Below are 18,110 nucleotides of genomic sequence, written 5' to 3' on the forward strand. Positions count from 1 at the left end.
TTCGGACCGCCGGGGCTGCGACGGACGAGGTCCGTCGAGAGGTCTCGGGGAGCGTCCTACACCGGATGCCACCACCGCCCGCGCAGGACCACGCCCTCCGAGGTGATCCGCTTATCCCCGGTCATGTGCTCGCCCAGCACGTCGACATAGTCGAACTCTCCCTCGCGCACGGCCAGCACCGTCGCGTCGCCGAGCGCCCCGACCTTCAGGGTGCCGTATTCCATGCGCTTCACCGCCACCGCGGCATTGACCGTCGAGGCGGCGATCACCTCGTTCAGGCTCATGCCGAGGCAGAGCATCTTCGACATCGTGGTGACCTGGTCGAAGGCCGGGCCGTCGATGCAGAGCGCGTGGACGTCCGACGAGATCGTGTCCGGCTGGAAGCCGCCGGCCAGCATGGCGCGGGCGGTCTTGAAGGCGAAGGAGCCCTTGCCGTGGCCGATGTCGAACAGGATGCCGCGCTCGCGTGCCTTGCGCACCGCGGGCTTCACGGCTCCTTGCGCGGTCACGGGCGAGTTCGGGAACGGCCGGAAGGCGTGGGTGAGCACGTCGCCCGGGCGCAGCATCGCCAGGACCTCCTCGTAGCTCGGCGGCGGCTCGTCGATATGGGCCATCAGCGGCAGGCCGGTCTCCTCCGCGACCTGAAGCGCGATCTCGAGCGGCGCCGTGCCTTGCGTGCCCGAGGCGTGCGCCCCGACCCGGACCTTGATGCCGATGATCACGTCGCGGTTGGCCTCGGCCACCGCCACCGCCTCCCGGGGCGCCATCAGGCGCATGTCCTGGCTCTCCCCGACCATCACGGTCTTGGAGAAACCGTAGATGCCGGCAAACGAGACGTGCAGGTAGGCCAGGATGCGGGCCTCCGAGCGCTCGATCACGTGCTTGCGGAAGCCCGGAAAGTTGCCGGGCCCGGCGCTGCCGGTATCGACCGAGGTGGTGACGCCCGACAGCCGGCAGAACTCGTCGGCATCGATCCCGAGCGAGGTGCCGCCCCAGTAGACGTGGGTGTGCAGGTCGATGAGGCCCGGGGTGACGATCGCCCCCTTCATCTCCCGGACCTCCGTCCCCTCCCCAGCCGGCAGGTCGCGGCCGAAGCCCGAGACGAGGCCGTTGGCGAAGGCGACGTCGGCGATCCCGTCGTGGTTCTGCGACGGATCGATGATGCGGGCGCCCCGCAGGATCAGCTCGTGCTGCACGGCTCTTCCTCTGATTTTCGTCACCATGGGAGGCCCGTCACGCGGCCTGCGCCGGCAGGCCGGCGCGGTCGAGGTGGCAGGCCGCGAAATGCTCGCCGCCGACCGGGTCGAGGAGCGGTTCCTCGGTGCGGCAGCGGTCGAAGGCGTGCGGGCAGCGGGTGTGGAAGCGGCAGCCGCTCGGCGGATTGATCGGGCTCGGCACGTCGCCGCGAAGCACGATGCGGGTGCGCCCGGCATCGGGCTCCGGCACCGGCACGGCGGAGAGCAGCGCCTGGGTGTAGGGGTGCCTGGGCGCCAGGAAGATCTCGCGGCGCGGGCCGATCTCGACGATCTTGCCGAGATACATCACTGCCACCCGGTGCGTCATGTGCTCGACGATGGCGAGGTCGTGCGAGATGAACAGCAAGGCCAGGTCCAGCTCCTTCTGCAAGTCCTGCAGCAGGTTGACGATCTGCGCCTTGACCGAGACGTCGAGGGCCGAGACCGCCTCGTCGCAGATGATCAGGTCCGGCTCGGCGGCAAGCGCCCGGGCGATGCCGATGCGCTGGCGCTGGCCGCCGGAGAATTCGTGCGGGAACCGCGTCAGCGCCTCCCGCGGCAGGCCGACCCGCTCCATCAGGGCGGCGAGCCGCGCGTCGAGATCGGCGCGATTTTTCGCGAGACCGAAATTGCGGATCGGCTCGGCCAGGATGTCGCGCACCCGCATCCGCGGGTTGAGCGAGGAGAACGGGTCCTGGAACACCATCTGGATCCGCCGGCGCAAGGGACGCAGCGCGCCGGCCGAGAGATCGTCGATGCGCTTGCCCCCCAGCACCACCTGGCCGGAGGTCGGCGGAAACAGCCGCATCAGGCTGCGGGCGACCGTGGACTTGCCGCAGCCGGATTCCCCGACGAGGGAGAGCGTCTCGCCCTTCTCCAGGGTGAACGAGACGCCATCCACCGCCTTGAGGCTGCGGGTGTGGCGGCCGAGAAGGCCGCCGCCGAGGAGGAAGTGCTTACGCAGGTCGTTGACGGCGAGGAGCGGGGTGCTCACGCGGCGAGCGCGTCCTTCGGCGCGTAGTGGCAGGCGGCGAGATGGCCCGGCGCCTTCGGCTCGAGCGCCGGGGCGTGGCTGCGGCACAGATCGGTGACGGCGGGGCAGCGGCCGGCGAAGACGCAGCCCTCGATCCGGGTCTTCAGGCTCGGCACCATGCCGGGGATCTCGGCCAGCCGCTGCGGCGCCCCCGGCGCCTCGGCGGCGCCGAGGCGCGGCACCGCCCCCATCAGGCCGCGCGTATAGGGGTGGCGGGGGAGCGGAAGAGGTCGCGGACCGCCGCCTCCTCGACCTTGCGGCCGGCATACATCACCACCACCCGGTCGGCGACCTCCGCCACCACGCCGAGATCGTGGGTGATCAGCATGATGGCGGCGCCGACGCGCCGCTTGAGGTCGCGCATCAGGTCGAGGATCTGGGCCTGGATCGTCACGTCCAAAGCCGTGGTCGGCTCGTCGGCGATGAGGAGTTTTGGGGAGCAGGCGAGCGCGATGGCGATCATCACCCGCTGGCGCATGCCGCCGGAGAGCTGGTGCGGGTATTCCCGGACGCGGCGGCGCGGCTCGGGAATGCCGACCAGCGTCAGCATCTCCACCGCCCGCTCCTCGGCTTCCTTGCGCGACAATCCCTGGTGCAGGCGTAGGGTCTCGCCGATCTGGCGCCCGACGGTGAGCACCGGGTTCAGCGAGGTCATCGGCTCCTGGAAGATCACGCTGATGGCGTTGCCGCGGATGCGGCGCATCTCGCGCTCGGGCAGGTCGAGGAGGTCGCGCCCCTCGAACCGGATCGCGCCGGACAACCGCGCCGGCGGCTCGGGCAGGAGCCGCAGGATCGACATCGAGGTCACCGACTTGCCGCAGCCGGATTCGCCGACGATCGCCAGGGTCTCGCCGGCGCCAATGGCGAAGGACACGCCGTCGACCGCGCGGTTGACCCCGTCGGGCGTGCGGAAATGGACCTGGAGGTTCTCGATGGAGAGAAGCGTCATGGGCGTCGTCTCCGGGGTGGACTTAAAAGTCTCGAACGATCGATCCCGTCCACCACCTCATCCTGAGGTGTCAGTCGATCGTAGATCGACTGACCTCGAAGGAGGGCTCCAGGGGTCGCAGTGGAATCTGGAGGCCTCCTTCGAGGCTCAGCGATCTTCGATCGCCCGCACCTCAGGATGAGGTTATGAGTGGGAGGAAGATGGCTCACGGGAAGCGGCCGGTCCGTGGCAAGCCAACCCTCACACATCTTTCGCCATCCGCGGGTCGAGGGCATCGCGCAACCCGTCGCCGACGAGGTTCACGGCGAGCACGGTGAGCGACAGGAAGATCGCCGGGAAGAGAATGATGTAGAACTTCACCTGCCAGAGCGCCCGGCCCTCGGCCATGATGTTGCCCCAGGACGGGGTCGCGGGCGGTACGCCGGCGCCGATGAACGACAGGATCGATTCGGCGATCATCGCCGAGGCGCAGATATAGGTCGCCTGCACGGTCATCGGTGCGAGCGTGTTGGGCAGGATGTGACGCCAGATGATCATCGGCATCCGGGTGCCGGTGGTCACCGCCGCCTCGACATAGGGCTGCTCGCGCAACGACAGCACGACGCCGCGCACCAGCCGCGCCACGCGCGGGATCTCCGCCACGGTGATCGCCAGGATCACGTTCCCGACCGAACCTCTCGTCAGCGCCATGAGCGCGATGGCCAAGAGAATCGGCGGGATCGACATCAACCCGTCGACGACCCGCATGATGATCCCGTCGGCCCAGCGCACCATGCCGGAGACGAGGCCGACGACGAGCCCGGCGAGGGAAGCGAACAGCGCCACCGCGAAGCCGACGAGGAGCGACACCCGGGCGCCGTAGATCACCCGGGAATAGAGGTCGCGCCCGAGCATGTCGGTGCCGAACCAGTATTGGGCGGACGGCACCCGCGTGCGGCGCGAGGGCGCGATCGCCGTCGGGTCGACGGTGCCGAGATACGGCGCCAGGATCGCCGTCAGGGCGACGATGAGCAGGATCACGCCGCCGATCACGATGGTCGGGTGGCGGCGCCAGGTCCGGCGGATCCGGCCATAGGCCTTTCGCGGCGGGTAGAGATCGGGCAGCGGCGCGGCGACCGCGAGGCCGGCGGGCGCCTCGCCCTTCAGGGGATGGGCGGCGCTCAATAGCGGATCCTCGGGTCGATGAGGGTGTAGAGGACGTCGATCGCGAGGTTGACCAGCACGTAGGTGAAGCTGAACAGCAGCACCACGCCCTGGATCACCGGATAGTCCCGCCGCAGGATCGCATCGACGGTGAGCCGGCCGAGGCCGGGAATCGCGAAGACCGTCTCGGTGACGACCGCGCCGCCGATGAGGAGCGCGATGCCGATGCCGATCACCGTGACGATCGGCACCGCGGCGTTCTTCAGCGCGTGGACGAACAGCACCTGCCCCTGCGCCACGCCCTTGGCCCGCGCCGTGCGGACGTAATCCTGCTGGAGCACGTCGAGCATCGTCGCCCGGGTCACCCGGGCGATCAGCGCGATGTAGACGAGGCCGAGCGTCAGCGCCGGCAGGATCAGGCTTGCGAACCACGGGCCGATCCCCTGCTCGATCGGCGTGTAGCCCTGCGCCGGCAGCCAGCCGAGCTCGAGGGCGAACACGTAGGCGAGCAGGTAGCCGACGACGAAGACCGGCACCGAGAAGCCGAGCACCGCCCCGCCCATCACCAGCCGGTCGACGAGGCGCCCCGCCTTCCAGGCCGCGAGCACGCCGAGCGGCACCGCGACCAGCACCGCGAAGACCAGCGTCACCAGCATCAAGGACACGGTCGGCTGCACCCGCTGGCCGATCATGGTCGTGACCGGCAGGTTGGTGAAGATCGAGGTGCCCAGATCCCCGTGCAGGATGCGCCAGGCCCACTCGCCGAAGCGGACCAGGAACGGCCGGTCGAGGCCGAGCGAGGCGCGGATGCGCTCGATATCGGCCGGCGAGGCCTGGTCGCCGGCGATCAGCGCCGCCGGGTCGCCGGGGGCGAGGAACAGCAGGCTGAAGACGAACAGCCCGACCACCGCCATCACCGGGATGACGGCGAGGACGCGCTTGACGAGGAAGCCGAACACGGGGGGTTCCTCAGGCCTTGGACACGCCCCAGGTGAAGGGCAGCGGCCCCTTGCCGATTCCCGTGATGTTCTTCCGCCAGGCCTGGTAGGTCAGGAAGTAGCCGGTCGGCACGTAGACGCCGCCGGCCACCGCCGCCGCGTTCACCTTGTCGATCGCCGCCTTCTCGGCGGCGGGATCGGCGGCCTCGAACCACTCGGTAATGCCGGCCTCGACCGGCGGCAGGTCGGGCCAGCCGAACCACGCCTTCTCGCCGTTGGCGCGGATCGCCGGATAGACCGCCGGGTTGATGCAGTCGGCGCCGGCATGCCAGGTGTGGAACATGTTCCAGCCGCCCTGCGACGGCGGCGCCTTCGAGGCGCGGCGGGTGCCGACCGTGCCCCAGTCGGTGGCGACGAAATCGACCTTCATGCCCATCTGCTTGAGCAGGTCGGCGGTGACGTCGCCCATGTTCTTGGTGATCGGCTGGTCCTGCGCCACCACGCAGACCACCGGCTCGCCCTTGTAGCCGGCCTCGGCCAGGAGCTTCTTCGCCGCCGCGATGTCGCCCTTGCCGATTTTTTGACCACCCGCCTCGCTGTAGAGCGGCGTGCCCGGGGTGAAGAAGCCCGGCAGCGGCTTCCACAGCTTGTCGTCGTCGCCGATCAGCGAGCGCATGTAATCCTCCTGGTTCATGCCCATGAGCACGGCCTGGCGGATCTTCGGGTTGTCGAAGGGCGGATGGAGGTGGTTCATCCGGAACGCGCCGATATTGCCAAGCGGATCGGCGATGTCGACGTTGATGTTGGCGTTCTTGCGCAGGAGCGGGACGAGGTCGGGGATCGGGTTCTCCCACCAATCGACCTCGCCGTTCTGCAGCGCCGCCGAGGCGGTGGCCGGATCGGGCATGATGATCCACTCGACCCGGTCGAGCAGCATGCGCTTGCCGCCGGCGAGCCACGAGGACGGCTCGTCGCGCGGCTTGTAATCGGCGAATTTCTCGAAGACCGCGCGGGCGCCGGGCACCCACTCGGAGCGGGCGAACTTCATCGGGCCCGAGCCGACATATTCGGTGATCTGGGTGAACGGATCGGTCTTGGCGATCCGCTCCGGCATGATGAAGGCGCAGGGCGCGTTGTTCTTGCCCAGAGCCAGCAGGAGCTTGGGGAACGGCTTCTTCAGCTGCCAGCGGAAGGTGCGGTCGTCGACGGGCGCCAGCTCGGCCTGGATCGCCCGGATCATGATGCCCATCGGGTCGCGGGCCGACCAGCGGGTCAGGCTCGCCACCACGTCCTTCGACAGGACCGGCTCGCCGTCGTGGAACTTGAGGCCGGGCCGCAGGCGGAAGGTCCAGGTCAGGCCGTCGGCTGAGACCTCCTCCGATTCGACCATCTGGCGCTGAGGCTTCAGCTGCGCGTCGACGCCGTAGAGCATGTCCCAGACGAGGGCGGCGGCGTTGCGGACGACGTATTGCGTCCCCCAGATCGGATCAAAATTCGCCAGGTTCGCCTGCGGCACGAAACGCAGCACCTTGGCCGGTTGCGCCAGCGCCGGGGCGGCGAACTGGGGCGCCATGCCGGCGGCGCCGATGGCGGCCGAGCCTTTCAGAAACGTCCTGCGGTCCATCGCGTATCCTGCCTGCGGGGCCTGTGGTCGTGAGCCGTGCCCGGGCCCTCAAGGAGCCGGCTCTCCTGCCAGGTTCGCCCCGGTCCGATCTCTCGGTCAAGGCGGATTGCAGGGTTGCCAACGGTCACGCTCGCCCCGGGAGCAAGCTTCGCGCCAAGGCCGGCCGAAGGCCGGCAGGAAACGTGGCGGCAGCCGGGACGCAAGGCCCTCCCCGGCGGCACCAAGGCCACGCGTCTTAAGCCCTCGTGCCTATCGCCTCCGGTCGATTTCGTTTGCTGAGAGCCGACCATTTTGAGCTATAATTGCTCAATGACACTGTCTGGAACCTGACTATGAACGTATTGTCGGCATCGAGGGACGAGCCGATGGCATCACGGGGCGAGATCATCGTCGATTCGCCGTCACCAGCAGTGGAATGTCGGGTTTCGAACCTTACGATCGTCGGCGCGACGCTCACGGTCCCGGCCGGATCCGTGGTGCCGGACGCGATCACGCTGGCGATTGCCGGCGAGTTCGTGATGCGCCGCTGCCGCGTGGTGTGGCGCCGGCGCGACCAGGTCGGCGTGGCGTTCGAGATGCCGGTCTGAGAGTGCGGTGGCGGCGGTGGCGGCGCGCCGCCGCGCGGCGAGCCCGATCGGACAAGGCGGCCTGCCTCCGTTCCAGGTGGCGGACGCCGCGCCGGCGAGACGCGGCGCAGCGGGACCGCCTCCGTCACCCGCGAAGCGAGACGGTCTCCGGAGCGCGGCGAACGGCGTCGCGCCGGGTGACCCCGTCTCGAAGTCCGAAGACCGGTGAGCCGGGATCCGCGCGGCCCATCCGCTGGCCCGCCTCGGCCTCGCCATCGGAGAGGTAGGTGTCGAGCGGCTTCATGACATCACGGAAAAGGCCGCCCACGCCGAGGGCGTCCGTCACTTCGTCGAGCAACATGACAGTCCAGCTTTCAGGAAGAGAGGTATCGGCCGTGGATCGCACGGGCCATGTCTGCGCGGATGACGGTTTCGGGCTCGATCCGTTCCAGCCGCGTGCGCAAACGTCGCTCGCCCGGACCTTCGGCATCGCGACCGCCGAGCGCGCATTCGCCTCCGGCCGGCAGGTGGAGGCCGCCTGACGCAGGACATCGCCCCGCCGACGATGGCCGCGCCGACGATGGTCGCCCGATGTCCCGACGCTATGTCGTCGCCTTGCGACCGCGACGGCATCCTGCGGCGGGCCGCGCGCAACGAGGGAGTCCCCGTGAAGGTCATCCACGACGATCCGCCGATGCGCGAGGAGATCGCTGCCGGCTTCTATCCCGGCTTCGAGGATCGCTGGCGCCGGGCGGAACTGGCCGGACGCTGGCTGATGCTGGCCTTCGTGGTCGTCTGCGCGCTGGGGCTCCTCGGGCGGGGGCCGTTCAGCGAGCATACCCGCGCCAACCGCGACGGGTCGATCGTGATCCATTACGAGCCGGTGACGCGCTTCGGCGCGCCGACGATCGTGCGGCTCGACACCCGGGTCCCGCCCGGCGGCGACAAGGTCGCGGTGACGATCGCCAAGGAGCTGGTCGACCTGTTCGGCCTCGAGAGCATCACCCCCGGCCGCAGACCTGGCAGGTCGCCGGCGGCAACATCCGCCTCGTCTTCCCGGTGCTCGAAGGCGAGACGCACGCCGTGATCCGCTTCACCGGCTCGCCGAGCTTCCGCGGCGGCGTCGCCCTCACCGCCCGCCTCGACGAAGGCGAGACCCTGTCCTGGTCGCAATTCGCGGTGCCCTAGCGATGAACACCGTCCTCAAGGCCGCGGCGGCCTACGTCATCGTGCTCTTCGTGATCCGGCTGATCGGGCGCCGCACGGCGAGCCAGCAGGCGCCGATCGACATGGTCGTGCTGTTCCTGTTCGGCGGCCTCTCGGTCAGCGCCGTGCTGGGCGACGACCGTTCCTTCGTCGGCGCGATGAGCGCGCTCTTCACCGTCGGGCTGATGCACGTCGCGGTGTCGTGGCTGAAGCTGCGCTTCGTCTGGTTCGAGCGCATCGTCGACGGCACGCCGATCGTCGTCTTTCGCGACGGCCGCTGGAACGAGACCGCGATGCGCCGCCTGCGCATGCAGCAGGCCGACATCCGCACCGCCGCCCGCCAGGAGAAGCTCGACGACCTCGACCGGGTCGCCGTCGCGATCGTCGAGCGCGACGGCACGGTGTCGATCCTGGAGAAGGAGTAGGGCCTTCAGAGCACTTTCCGACGAAGCGGATACCGGTTCGTCACAGAAAATGCGGCGAAATCAACGATCTAGAGAGCTTCGCGATTGCAGCGCGATCGTGAAGTGCTCTAGCGCAACCCCGCCGGCCGCTCTCCCACCGCCCAGGCCAGCGCCTGCTCCAGCCGGTCGTTGCCCCAGAACAACTCGCCGTCCTCGGTGAGGAAGGTCGGGGCCCCGAACAGGCCGCGGGACTTTGCCTCCTCGCCGATCGAGCGCAGGCGGCTCTTCACCGGCTCCTGGGTCGAGGCGCGAATCAGCGCCGGGCCGTCGAGACCGAGGCCGTTGAGCAGGGCCGAGATCGCGGCCGGCTCGGCGATCGACTGGCCGCGGGCGAACTCGGAATCGTAGACCGCCCGCACATAGGCGCCGATCCACGGCTCCTCGGCGCCGTGGACCGCGACCCGGGTCGCCGCGAGGCTGTTCTGCGGGAAGCTCTCGGGCTTCGTGACCGGGGGCAGGCCGAGACGGGCGGCCTCGCGGGCCAGATCCCGCCACATCTGGCGGCCCTTGGCCGGAAAGAGGTTGAACGGCGAGGAGGTCCAGCCCTGCGCGGCGAAGACCGGACCGAGCAGGAACGGGCGCCAGCGCAGGCTCACCCCGGCCGCCTCGGCCAGGGCCTCGATCCGCATCGCGGCGAGGTACGAATAGGTGGATGCGAACTCGAACCAGAATTCGAGCGTGGGCCGGCGCGCCATCGCACCCCTCTTCAAACGGACTGATGCGTCACCTTCGCGTCCGCGGGCCGCGCCCACAAGCGCCGCCATGGGCGTCGCTTCGCCACGGGCGAACGATGGAACCGACGGAGCGCGGTTGCACGGGGCCGGGCCGGGCTGGTAAGCCCGCGCGCATCCATCACTTCCCTTATCGCTCGAGGCCCGCCCGCATGTCCGACCAGCCCCAGAAGCGCGTGAAGAAGGTCGTGCTCGCCTACTCGGGCGGCCTCGACACCTCGATCATCCTGAAGTGGCTCCAGACCACCTATGGCTGCGAGGTGGTGACGTTCACCGCCGATCTCGGCCAGGGCGAGGAGCTGGAGCCGGCCCGCAAGAAGGCGGAGCTGCTCGGCATCAAGCCCGAGAACATCTTCATCGAGGACCTGCGCGAGGAATTCGTCCGCGACTACGTGTTCCCGATGTTCCGGGCCAATGCCCAGTACGAGGGCATCTATCTCCTGGGCACCTCGATCGCCCGTCCCCTGATCGCCAAGAAGCAGATCGAGATCGCCGAGCGGGTCGGGGCGGATGCCGTGTCCCATGGCGCCACCGGCAAGGGCAACGACCAGGTCCGGTTCGAGCTCGGCTACTACGCGCTCAAGCCCGACGTGACGGTGATCGCCCCCTGGCGCGAATGGGACTTCCGCTCCCGCGAATCGCTGATCGCGTTCGCCGAGCAGCACCAGATCCCGATCGCCAAGGACAAGCGCGGCGAGGCGCCGTTCTCGGTCGACGCCAACCTCCTGCACGCCTCCTCCGAGGGCAAGGTGCTGGAGGATCCGGCGCAGGACGTGCCTGACTACGTCTATTCGCGCACCCTCTCCCCCGAGGAGGCGCCCGACACGCCGACGATCATCACCATCGGCTTCGAGCGCGGCGACGCGGTCTCGATCGACGGCGAGGCGCTGTCGCCGGCCACCCTGCTCGCCAAGCTCAACGAGCTCGGCCGCGCCAACGGCATCGGCCGCCTCGACCTCGTCGAGAACCGCTTCGTCGGCATGAAGAGCCGCGGCATGTACGAGACCCCCGGCGGCACCATCCTGCTGCCGGCCCACCGGGCGATCGAGTCGATCACCCTCGACCGCGGCGCGGCCCATCTCAAGGACGAGCTGATGCCGCGCTACGCCGAGCTGATCTACAACGGCTTCTGGTTCAGCCCCGAGCGCGAGATGCTCCAGGCCCTGATCGACAAGAGCCAGGAGATGGTGACCGGCACGGTGCGGCTGAAGCTCTACAAGGGCGGCGTCCACGTCATCGGCCGCGAGAGCCCGAACTCGCTCTACGACCAGGACCTCGTCACCTTCGAGGAAGGCGCCGTCGCCTACGACCACCGCGACGCGGCGGGCTTCATCAAGCTCAATGCGCTCCGCCTGCGCACGCTGGGCCAGCGCAAGCGCAAGCTCGGCGCCTGAGTACAAAAAAGGCCCGCTCCGGCGACGGAGCGGGCCTTGTCACGCAGACGATGCGACCGGCGCGGGGCCGGCCGCGCGGCGTCTTACGCTTCGTCCTCGTCGTCGATGTCGACCAGGAACAGGATGTCGACGTCGTCCTCCTCGTCCTCGTCGTCGGTCTCGCCCTGGCTGTCGTTGGCGGCCTCGGGCTCGTCCTCGTCCTCGAAATCCTCCTCGTCCATCGAGTCCTCGAAGGTCTCGACCTCGTCCTCGGTGGCGGGGCGCAGCTTCAGCGATTCGGCCTTGCCCGACCACAGCGGGCGGCCGTCGCTCTTCATGGTGCGCAGGTCTTCCTGAAAGCCCTCGACCTCGAGAAGCTCCCGGGCCCGTTCCTCGTTCGACCGGATGATGGCGACGGGCGTGCCGTCGATCTCGAGAGTGAACATCGTGCTTCCCTTTTCAAGGGCCGCGCCGCACGGGCGGGCGGGGCCGTGTTACGGGGGGAAAGGCCGCCGCGCCAGCCCCGTTCCGGGCGGCCTCGACGGAAAGTCGCGCGGAAGCCGGATGGTTCGCCGGCTCCGGAGGGGCGCCTACCGGATTCCGAGCAGGGCATCGTCGTTGGAGACGATCAGGATCATGAGATCCGTGTCGGGCACGTAGTCCTTCGCTTCCCACAGGAAGGTGGTGGGGCCCGTCTTGCGCAGGCCCGTGCGGCAGAGGCTCACCAGGGCGCCCGGGCCGCCCTTGTCGACCGTCAGGGTGAACCGGCCGATGCGGCCGGCCCAGTTGCGGGCCGTGGTGACGATGTAGGGGATCTCGACCGCGCGGGTCATGGCGGAACCCGGGTCGGCGGTCTTCGACGGCGAGGCGGCGATCAGGCGCCGGATTCCCGCGAGGCCGGCATCGTCGAGGCAGTACCGGGCCCGGTAGGCGGGCGTGGCCGCCTCCTCGGCCGTCAGAAGGTGATTGCCCTTCACGGGGGTGTAGGCGTGCGAGACGCGCAGGTCGCGGCCGGCCGGAAAGGTCTGCTCCCAGTGGAACTTGGCCTCGCTGCGCCACAGGTATTCGCTGTCCGCCTTGCGCTCCGCGAGCAGGCCGGCCTTCGCCAGTTCGCCGAGCGCCGCCAGCGGAAGGCGCTTGAGCGCGGTATCGACGTTCTCGCGCCGCAGGGGGTTGAGCGGCACGCGGTGACGGGTGAGCAGGTCGGTCACCTCGCGCTTGCCGAGAAAGGCCCGCTCCTCCAGCTGCGGCGTCACCGGCGCGCCATCCACCGTGACCGTGAAGCCGATGAAGTTCGCCCGGTCCGCGAAGGGCAGGCTGAGCGCGCTGCTCGACAAGGTCGCGCCGTCGATGGCCGGCAGCGGGAAGGCGACCCGCAGGGTCTTGGGCGCGGCCGCCCTGTTGCGGAAGACGTAGTCGACCGTGATGCGGTCGAGACCGATGCGCAGGTCCTCGCTGGCGAGCGTGATGTCGGGGTCGCGCACCAGAACGAGGCCGCCGGCGTCGAGGGCGGCGGCGCTGTCGTTGGCCCGGGCCGGTGCGCACAGGGCGAGGGCCACGGCGCAGACGGCCAGGATCGCCCAAACTCCACCGCCTGTCATCGCCGTCTCCCGCTCGTTGCAAGGCTCCGCTTATGGCAGGCCGCGTCCTCTCGGCAATCGGCCGGCCAAGCGTCCGTTCGGTGGACCGCTCCAGATCTCATATCCACCGCGTCATTCCGGGGCCGCGAAAGCGGAGCCCGGAATCCAGAAACGCAGGTGGTGCAAGATCAAGCGGAACACGATCCGCCACTTTCTCAACTACCAGCAGCTCTGGCTTCCGGGCTCCGCTTTCGCGGCCCCGGAATGACGCGGAGACTGTCAGGATTGGCGTAAAGGCTGGACAAACGATAAATTATTATGGTTTCGCTTGTTGAGCGACAATTTGACGGTCCCTGCCCCACGGCCGACGGAATATTAGAATTGTTGTCGAAAGCTGGATCGAGACCGCCTCACGGCCGCACGCACTGGCTCAATCCCCCGATCCCGCTCGTCCGCCCCTGGATCCGCCCGGCGAGCGCCCGCAGGGCCCGGGTCGGCCGGCGCGGGTTGCGGAGGATCGGGTTCGGCAGGGCCGCGACCAGCAGGGCCGCCTCGCCTTTCGTGAGGTCGCGGGCCGATTTGCCGAACCAGTGCCGGGCGGCGGCCTCCGCGCCGAAGATCCCCTCGCCCCACTCGGCGACGTTGAGGTAGATCTCCATCGTCCGGCGCTTGCCCCAGACCAGGTCGACCATCAGGGCGAGCGGGATCTCGAGCGCCTTGCGCAGGTAGGAGCGGCCCGGCCACAGGAAGACGTTCTTCACCGTCTGCATCGTCACGGTCGAGGCGCCGCGGCTCGGGCCGTCCTCGTCGTCGACGACGCTCCACAGGGCGTCCCAATCCACGCCGTCATGCAGGCAGAAGCGCTGGTCCTCGGACGCCACCACCCCCTGGACCAGGGCCGGGGCGATCGCCTCCAGCGGCACCACCTCCCGGCTCACCGCCTGGAGCGTGGCCCAGCGGCCGAGCATCAGGGTTGAGGGCGGGGTCAGCGCGCGATAGACGAGCCCCAGGACCAGGACGAGGGCAACCGCCACGACCGGCACCAGGAGCACGGCGCGCAACAGCCGCCGCCCCGGGGCCCGGGCCGGTGGTGCCCCCGCCGGGACCAAGCCCCGCAGCGGCTGCGGCACGCCTTCCCGGCTGTCCGCCGTGACCCGCGGCTCCTGAATCCGACCCTCCTCTCGGCGTGCCCGTCTGCGAGGCTACCATGACGTCAACGCGGGCCCCGCAGGATACGACGCCGGGCCGTCCCAGGAAAATACGATGGCCGGCACCACAGGATATCCGCAGGCAGGCGATTTCACGGCGCGGCTCTCGGCCGTGGCGAAGAGCGTCGAAGGCTTCCTCGCCGAGCGGCTCGGCGACACCGTGCAGGACGGCGAGATCGCCCGGCCGAGCCGGCTAATGGAGGCGATGCGCCACGCCGTGCTCAACGGCGGCAAGCGCCTGCGCCCGTTCCTCGCCATCGAGACCGCCCGGATGCTCGGCGGCCCGTTCGAGGGGGCGATGGCCGCCGGCGCCGGCGTCGAGCTGGTCCATTGCTACTCGCTCGTCCACGACGACCTGCCGGCGATGGACGACGACGACCTGCGCCGCGGCCAGCCGACCGTCCACAAGAAATACGACGAGGCGACCGCGATCCTGGTCGGCGACGCCCTCCAGACCCTCGCCTTCGAGATCGTCGCCGATCCGGCCTGGCAGGCCGACCCGCTGATCCGCTCGGAACTGGTGCTGGGCCTCGCCCGGGCCTCCGGCCTCGGCGGCATGGTCGGCGGCCAGCTCCTCGACCTCGGGGCGGAGGGGCGCTTCGGCCCGGCCAACCTCGACGTCGACGCCACGCTCCAGCTCCAGGCGATGAAGACCGGCGCCATCCTTGCCTTCTCGGTCGATGCCGGGGCGCTGGTCGGCGGCGCCTCGCCCGAGGAGCGCCGCGCGCTGCTCGCCTATGGCCGCGCGCTCGGCCAGGCCTTCCAGGTCGCCGACGACATCCTCGACCGCGAGGCCTCCTCGGAGGCGATGGGCAAGCGCACCGGCAAGGACAAGGATGCCGGCAAGGCCACCCTCGTCGACCGCCTCGGCCTCGACGGGGCGCGGGCCGAGTGCGAGCGCCTGGTGGGCGAGTGCGAGACCGCGCTGAAGCCCTGGGGCGAGGCCGCCGCGACGCTCTGCGAGGCCGCCCGCTTCACCGTCGCCCGCAAGTCGTAAAACCCCGAATTCCCGGCGGAGGGGCGGTCCCTCCGCCTCTTCTCTCTTTTTTGAAGGTCACGCCATGGCCACGCACAAGATCCTGCTCCTGCCCGGCGACGGCATCGGCCCCGAGGTGGCGGCCGAAGTCTCCAAGGTCCTGGCCTGGTTCACCAAGGCCGGCATCGCGCAGTTCGAGACCGAGGCCGACCTCGTCGGCGGCGCCGCCATCGACGCCCACGGCGTGCCGCTGTCGGAAGCCGCGATGGACCGGGCCAAGGCCGCCGACGCGGTTTTGTTCGGCGCCGTCGGCGGATCGAAATGGGCCGGCGTGTCCTATGACAAGCGCCCCGAGGCGGGCCTGCTGCGCCTGCGCAAGGATCTCGGCCTGTTCGCCAACCTGCGCCCGGCGATCTGCTACCCGGCGCTCGCCGAGGCCTCGTCGCTCAAGCGCGAGCTGGTCGAGGGCCTCGACATCGTCATCGTGCGCGAACTGACCGGCGGCGTCTATTTCGGCGAGCCGAAGGAGGTCGTGACCTTCGAGGACGGCCAGAAGCGCGCGATCGACACGCAGATCTACACCACCGGCGAGATCGAGCGTATCGCCGCCGTCGCCTTCGATCTCGCCCGCAAGCGCCGCAACAAGGTCGCCTCGGCCGAGAAGCACAACGTGATGAAGACCGGCGTGCTCTGGAAGGAGACCGTCACCAAGCTCCACGCCGAGCAGTATTCCGATGTCGCCCTGGAGCACGTGCTGGCCGACAACTGCGCCATGCAGCTGGTGCGCAACCCCAAGCAGTACGACGTGCTCGTCACCGACAACCTGTTCGGCGACATCCTGTCGGACGTGGCCGCGATGCTGACCGGCTCGCTCGGGATGCTGCCCTCGGCCTCGCTCGGCGCGATCGAGAACGGCACGCGGCGCGCCCTCTACGAGCCGGTCCACGGCTCGGCCCCCGACATCGCCGGCCAGAACCTCGCCAACCCGATCGCCATGATCGGCTCGCTGGCGATGGCGCTCCGCTACTCCTTCGGCCTCCTGGAGGCCGCCGACCACCTCGAGACCGCCATCACGCGCACGCTGGCCAGCGGCACCCGCACCCGCGACATCGCCGGTCCGGGCACCAACGCGGTCGGCACCACCGAGATGGGCGACGCCATCGTGCGCGAGTTGCAGGCGCAAGGAGGCTGAGGGCCGGGCGACGCCTTTCCATCGCTCGTCCCACCCACACCTCATCCTGAGGTGTCAGTCCATCGACGATGGACTGACCTCGAAGGAGGGCTCCAGAGATCTTAGCGTTTTCTGGAGCCCTCCTTCGAGGCTCACTCCGTTCGCACCTCAGGATGAGGTTTTGGAGTAGGAAGACCGGCACGATCGACCGAACAGTTCCGGATTGATCGACAGGGAGAACCACCATGCGCCTGTGCGTGTTCTGCGGCTCCAGCGACGGGGCCCGCCCGCTCTACCGCGAGGCGGCGACCGCGCTCGGGCGCCACTTTGCCGAGAGCGGGATCGAGCTGGTCTATGGCGGCGGCAAGGTCGGGCTGATGGGCGCGGTCGCCGACGGCGCGCTGGCGGCCGGCGGGCGCGTGACCGGCATCATGCCCAAGGCGCTGGTCGAGAAGGAGACCGCGCATCTCGGCCTGACCGATCTGCGCGTCGTCGCCTCGATGCACGAGCGCAAGGCCCTGATGGCCGAGCTCGCCGACGGCTTCGTGGCGCTTCCCGGGGGCCTCGGCACCTTCGAGGAGATGTTCGAGATCTGGACCTGGGCCCAGCTCGGCTATCACAGGAAGCCGCTCGCGGTGTTCAATGCCGGCGGCTTCTTCGACGGGCTGCTCGGCTTCCTCGATTCCGTGGTGGCGGAAGGCTTCGTGCGCGAGCCGCACCGGGCGATGCTGATCGTCGGTACCGAGCCCGCCGACCTCGTGGCGCGCATCCGGGCCTACGAGCCGCCGCGGGTGATCAAGTGGGTGAAGACGGAAGAGCTTTAGCGGCCCTCTTACTTCGGGTGACGCAGGTCTGTCCGGGAAAAGACGAGCGCAGGGTTCTCCCTCCCCCTCTGCGGGGGAGGGTGCCCGGCGGAGCCGGGCGGGAGAGGGGCGGCGCGACGCTTCAAAGCTTGGCGCCCTTCAGAACGGTTCGGTCTTATCCGGAAGCGTCGTCCCCTCTCCCGGCCTGCTCCGCAGGCCACCCTCCCCCGCAGAGGGGGGAGGGAGAAACCCGCGCTCTTCTCGTCTCGAACGTGTCGCCGGCCGATCCGACGTCGGTCCGAAGGTGCGAACGCGGATCCTGGGTATCGAGCCCGCCTATTCCGCCGCCTTCGCCAGCGCCTTGCCGTAGGCGCCGCTCTTCAGCGTCCGTCCCAGCCACTCGTCGACGGCGGATTTCAGCGCCGGGTCGCGGGTCATCCAGTAGGCCTTGTCGGCCTTGTCGAAGGTGCCCGGCACCGCGGCGGGGCAGAGCACGCCGGCATTGCGGCGCGACTGGTAATCGACCTCGGCCCCGTCGGTGACCATCAGGTCGGCCCGGCCCTCGGCCACCTCCTTGAAGATGGCGCGGTTGTCGGGAAACACCCGCACCGAGGCGTGCGGGAAGTTGGCGTCGGCGAAGCGCTGGTTGGTGCCGCCGGGATTGACCACGACCCGGACCTCCGGCTTGTCGATGTCCTTGACCGAGACGTAGCGGTCCTTGTCGGCGCAGCGCACGATCGGGCGCTTGCCGTCGGTCAGGACCGGAATCGAGAAATCCGCCACCGAGGCCCGGTCGGGGGTGACGCTGACGCCACCCATGGCGATGTCGTAGCGGTCGGCGAGGAGATCGTCCTTCAGGGTCTTCCAGGTCGTCGGCACGATCTCGACCTTGACGCCGAGGGCCCGGGCGAGCTCGCCCGCCATGGTCACGTCGGCGCCCTTGATGCTGCCGTCGGGCAGGCGGAGGGAATAGGGCGCGTAATCGCCGGTCAACCCGACCCGCAGCGTGCCGTCCTGCTTGATCGCGGACAGCGACCGCGCCTCGGCCGGCACGCCCGCGAGCGCGGCCAGAACTCCCACAACCCCCACGATCCTGCGCATCGTCACCGC

At 69.5% G+C, this 18,110-nt stretch carries 19 protein-coding genes and 1 pseudogene; 8 read left to right on the forward strand and 12 right to left on the reverse strand.

Features of this window, described 5'->3' with window-relative positions; all coding sequences use genetic code 11:
* Positions 1–56: 56 nt before the first annotated feature.
* The 6 genes and pseudogenes from F1D61_RS14455 to F1D61_RS14480 form a co-directional block, all read right to left on the reverse strand.
* Positions 57–1,196 (reverse strand): amidohydrolase/deacetylase family metallohydrolase, encoded by a 1,140-nt coding sequence (locus F1D61_RS14455; protein WP_203158605.1) that lies wholly within the window; start codon positions 1,194–1,196, stop codon positions 57–59.
* Positions 1,197–1,233: 37 nt separating this feature from the next.
* Complete coding sequence (locus F1D61_RS14460; protein ID WP_203158606.1) at positions 1,234–2,229, reverse strand: ABC transporter ATP-binding protein; 996 nt, start codon at positions 2,227–2,229, stop codon at positions 1,234–1,236.
* A pseudogene (locus tag F1D61_RS14465) lies at positions 2,226–3,217 on the reverse strand (ABC transporter ATP-binding protein). Before F1D61_RS14465 ends, F1D61_RS14460 begins: the two are co-directional and overlap by 4 nt.
* A gap of 240 nt (positions 3,218–3,457) precedes the next feature.
* The gene (locus tag F1D61_RS14470) at positions 3,458–4,381 is read right to left on the reverse strand and encodes an ABC transporter permease (protein ID WP_432443273.1); all 924 of its coding nucleotides are present in this window, start codon (positions 4,379–4,381) and stop codon (positions 3,458–3,460) included.
* Positions 4,378–5,319: an ABC transporter permease gene (locus F1D61_RS14475; RefSeq protein ID WP_203158607.1), complete on the reverse strand. Its 942-nt coding sequence runs from the start codon at positions 5,317–5,319 to the stop codon at positions 4,378–4,380. Before F1D61_RS14475 ends, F1D61_RS14470 begins: the two co-directional genes overlap by 4 nt.
* Positions 5,320–5,329: 10 nt before the next feature.
* The gene (locus F1D61_RS14480; RefSeq protein WP_203158608.1) at positions 5,330–6,922 is read right to left on the reverse strand and encodes an ABC transporter substrate-binding protein; all 1,593 of its coding nucleotides are present in this window, start codon (positions 6,920–6,922) and stop codon (positions 5,330–5,332) included.
* 365 nt (positions 6,923–7,287) lie between these two features.
* On the opposite strand from F1D61_RS14480, the gene F1D61_RS14485 reads away from it, so the two are divergent.
* Entirely contained in the window at positions 7,288–7,509 is a 222-nt protein-coding gene (locus F1D61_RS14485; RefSeq protein ID WP_203158609.1) for a PilZ domain-containing protein, read from the forward strand.
* A gap of 124 nt (positions 7,510–7,633) precedes the next feature.
* Here F1D61_RS14485 and F1D61_RS14490 read toward each other — a convergent pair whose 3' ends face one another.
* Positions 7,634–7,849 carry a hypothetical protein gene (locus tag F1D61_RS14490; RefSeq protein WP_203158610.1) on the reverse strand — a complete coding sequence of 72 codons (216 nt, stop codon included), beginning with the start codon at positions 7,847–7,849 and terminating at the stop codon, positions 7,634–7,636.
* A 34-nt stretch (positions 7,850–7,883) separates the two neighbouring features.
* On the opposite strand from F1D61_RS14490, the gene F1D61_RS14495 reads away from it, so the two are divergent.
* The 3 genes from F1D61_RS14495 (at position 7,884) to F1D61_RS14505 (ending at position 9,119) form a co-directional block, all read left to right on the forward strand.
* Positions 7,884–8,030: a hypothetical protein gene (locus F1D61_RS14495; protein WP_203158611.1), complete on the forward strand. Its 147-nt coding sequence runs from the start codon at positions 7,884–7,886 to the stop codon at positions 8,028–8,030.
* Positions 8,031–8,155: 125 nt separating this feature from the next.
* Positions 8,156–8,575: a hypothetical protein gene (locus F1D61_RS14500; RefSeq protein ID WP_203158612.1), complete on the forward strand. Its 420-nt coding sequence runs from the start codon at positions 8,156–8,158 to the stop codon at positions 8,573–8,575.
* A gap of 103 nt (positions 8,576–8,678) precedes the next feature.
* Positions 8,679–9,119, forward strand: a complete 441-nt coding sequence (locus F1D61_RS14505; protein WP_048436179.1) for a DUF421 domain-containing protein — start codon at positions 8,679–8,681, stop codon at positions 9,117–9,119.
* 107 nt (positions 9,120–9,226) lie between these two features.
* Here F1D61_RS14505 and F1D61_RS14510 read toward each other — a convergent pair whose 3' ends face one another.
* Positions 9,227–9,853, reverse strand: coding sequence for a 2-hydroxychromene-2-carboxylate isomerase (locus tag F1D61_RS14510; RefSeq protein ID WP_203158613.1), 627 nt, complete (start codon positions 9,851–9,853; stop codon positions 9,227–9,229).
* A gap of 188 nt (positions 9,854–10,041) precedes the next feature.
* On the opposite strand from F1D61_RS14510, the gene F1D61_RS14515 reads away from it, so the two are divergent.
* Entirely contained in the window at positions 10,042–11,283 is a 1,242-nt protein-coding gene (locus F1D61_RS14515) for an argininosuccinate synthase (RefSeq protein WP_203158614.1), read from the forward strand.
* Between the two features lie 83 nt (positions 11,284–11,366).
* On the opposite strand, the gene F1D61_RS14520 is transcribed toward F1D61_RS14515, so the two are convergent.
* The 3 genes from F1D61_RS14520 to mtgA all read right to left on the reverse strand — a co-directional run bounded on the left by F1D61_RS14520 (position 11,367) and on the right by mtgA (position 13,972).
* The gene (locus F1D61_RS14520; protein ID WP_203158615.1) at positions 11,367–11,708 is read right to left on the reverse strand and encodes a hypothetical protein; all 342 of its coding nucleotides are present in this window, start codon (positions 11,706–11,708) and stop codon (positions 11,367–11,369) included.
* A gap of 144 nt (positions 11,709–11,852) precedes the next feature.
* Positions 11,853–12,863 (reverse strand): DUF4424 family protein, encoded by a 1,011-nt coding sequence (locus tag F1D61_RS14525; protein WP_203158616.1) that lies wholly within the window; start codon positions 12,861–12,863, stop codon positions 11,853–11,855.
* 389 nt (positions 12,864–13,252) lie between these two features.
* A complete protein-coding gene (mtgA, locus tag F1D61_RS14530; RefSeq protein ID WP_432443275.1) occupies positions 13,253–13,972 on the reverse strand; it encodes a monofunctional biosynthetic peptidoglycan transglycosylase in 720 nt (239 codons plus the stop codon).
* A 133-nt stretch (positions 13,973–14,105) separates the two neighbouring features.
* Between mtgA and F1D61_RS14535 the strand changes: the two genes are divergently transcribed.
* From F1D61_RS14535 to F1D61_RS14545, 3 genes are all read left to right on the forward strand, one after another.
* A complete protein-coding gene (locus F1D61_RS14535) occupies positions 14,106–15,047 on the forward strand; it encodes a polyprenyl synthetase family protein (protein WP_203158617.1) in 942 nt (313 codons plus the stop codon).
* Between the two features lie 64 nt (positions 15,048–15,111).
* The gene (leuB, locus tag F1D61_RS14540; RefSeq protein ID WP_203158618.1) at positions 15,112–16,218 is read left to right on the forward strand and encodes a 3-isopropylmalate dehydrogenase; all 1,107 of its coding nucleotides are present in this window, start codon (positions 15,112–15,114) and stop codon (positions 16,216–16,218) included.
* 224 nt (positions 16,219–16,442) lie between these two features.
* Complete coding sequence (locus tag F1D61_RS14545) at positions 16,443–17,021, forward strand: TIGR00730 family Rossman fold protein (RefSeq protein WP_203158619.1); 579 nt, start codon at positions 16,443–16,445, stop codon at positions 17,019–17,021.
* 315 nt (positions 17,022–17,336) lie between these two features.
* On the opposite strand, the gene F1D61_RS14550 is transcribed toward F1D61_RS14545, so the two are convergent.
* Positions 17,337–18,101 (reverse strand): transporter substrate-binding domain-containing protein, encoded by a 765-nt coding sequence (locus F1D61_RS14550; RefSeq protein WP_203159081.1) that lies wholly within the window; start codon positions 18,099–18,101, stop codon positions 17,337–17,339.
* Between the last annotated feature and the right edge of the window lie 9 nt (positions 18,102–18,110).

This window comes from Methylobacterium aquaticum (assembly GCF_016804325.1).
GTDB classification, from domain to species: Bacteria; Pseudomonadota; Alphaproteobacteria; order Rhizobiales; family Beijerinckiaceae; genus Methylobacterium; species Methylobacterium aquaticum_C.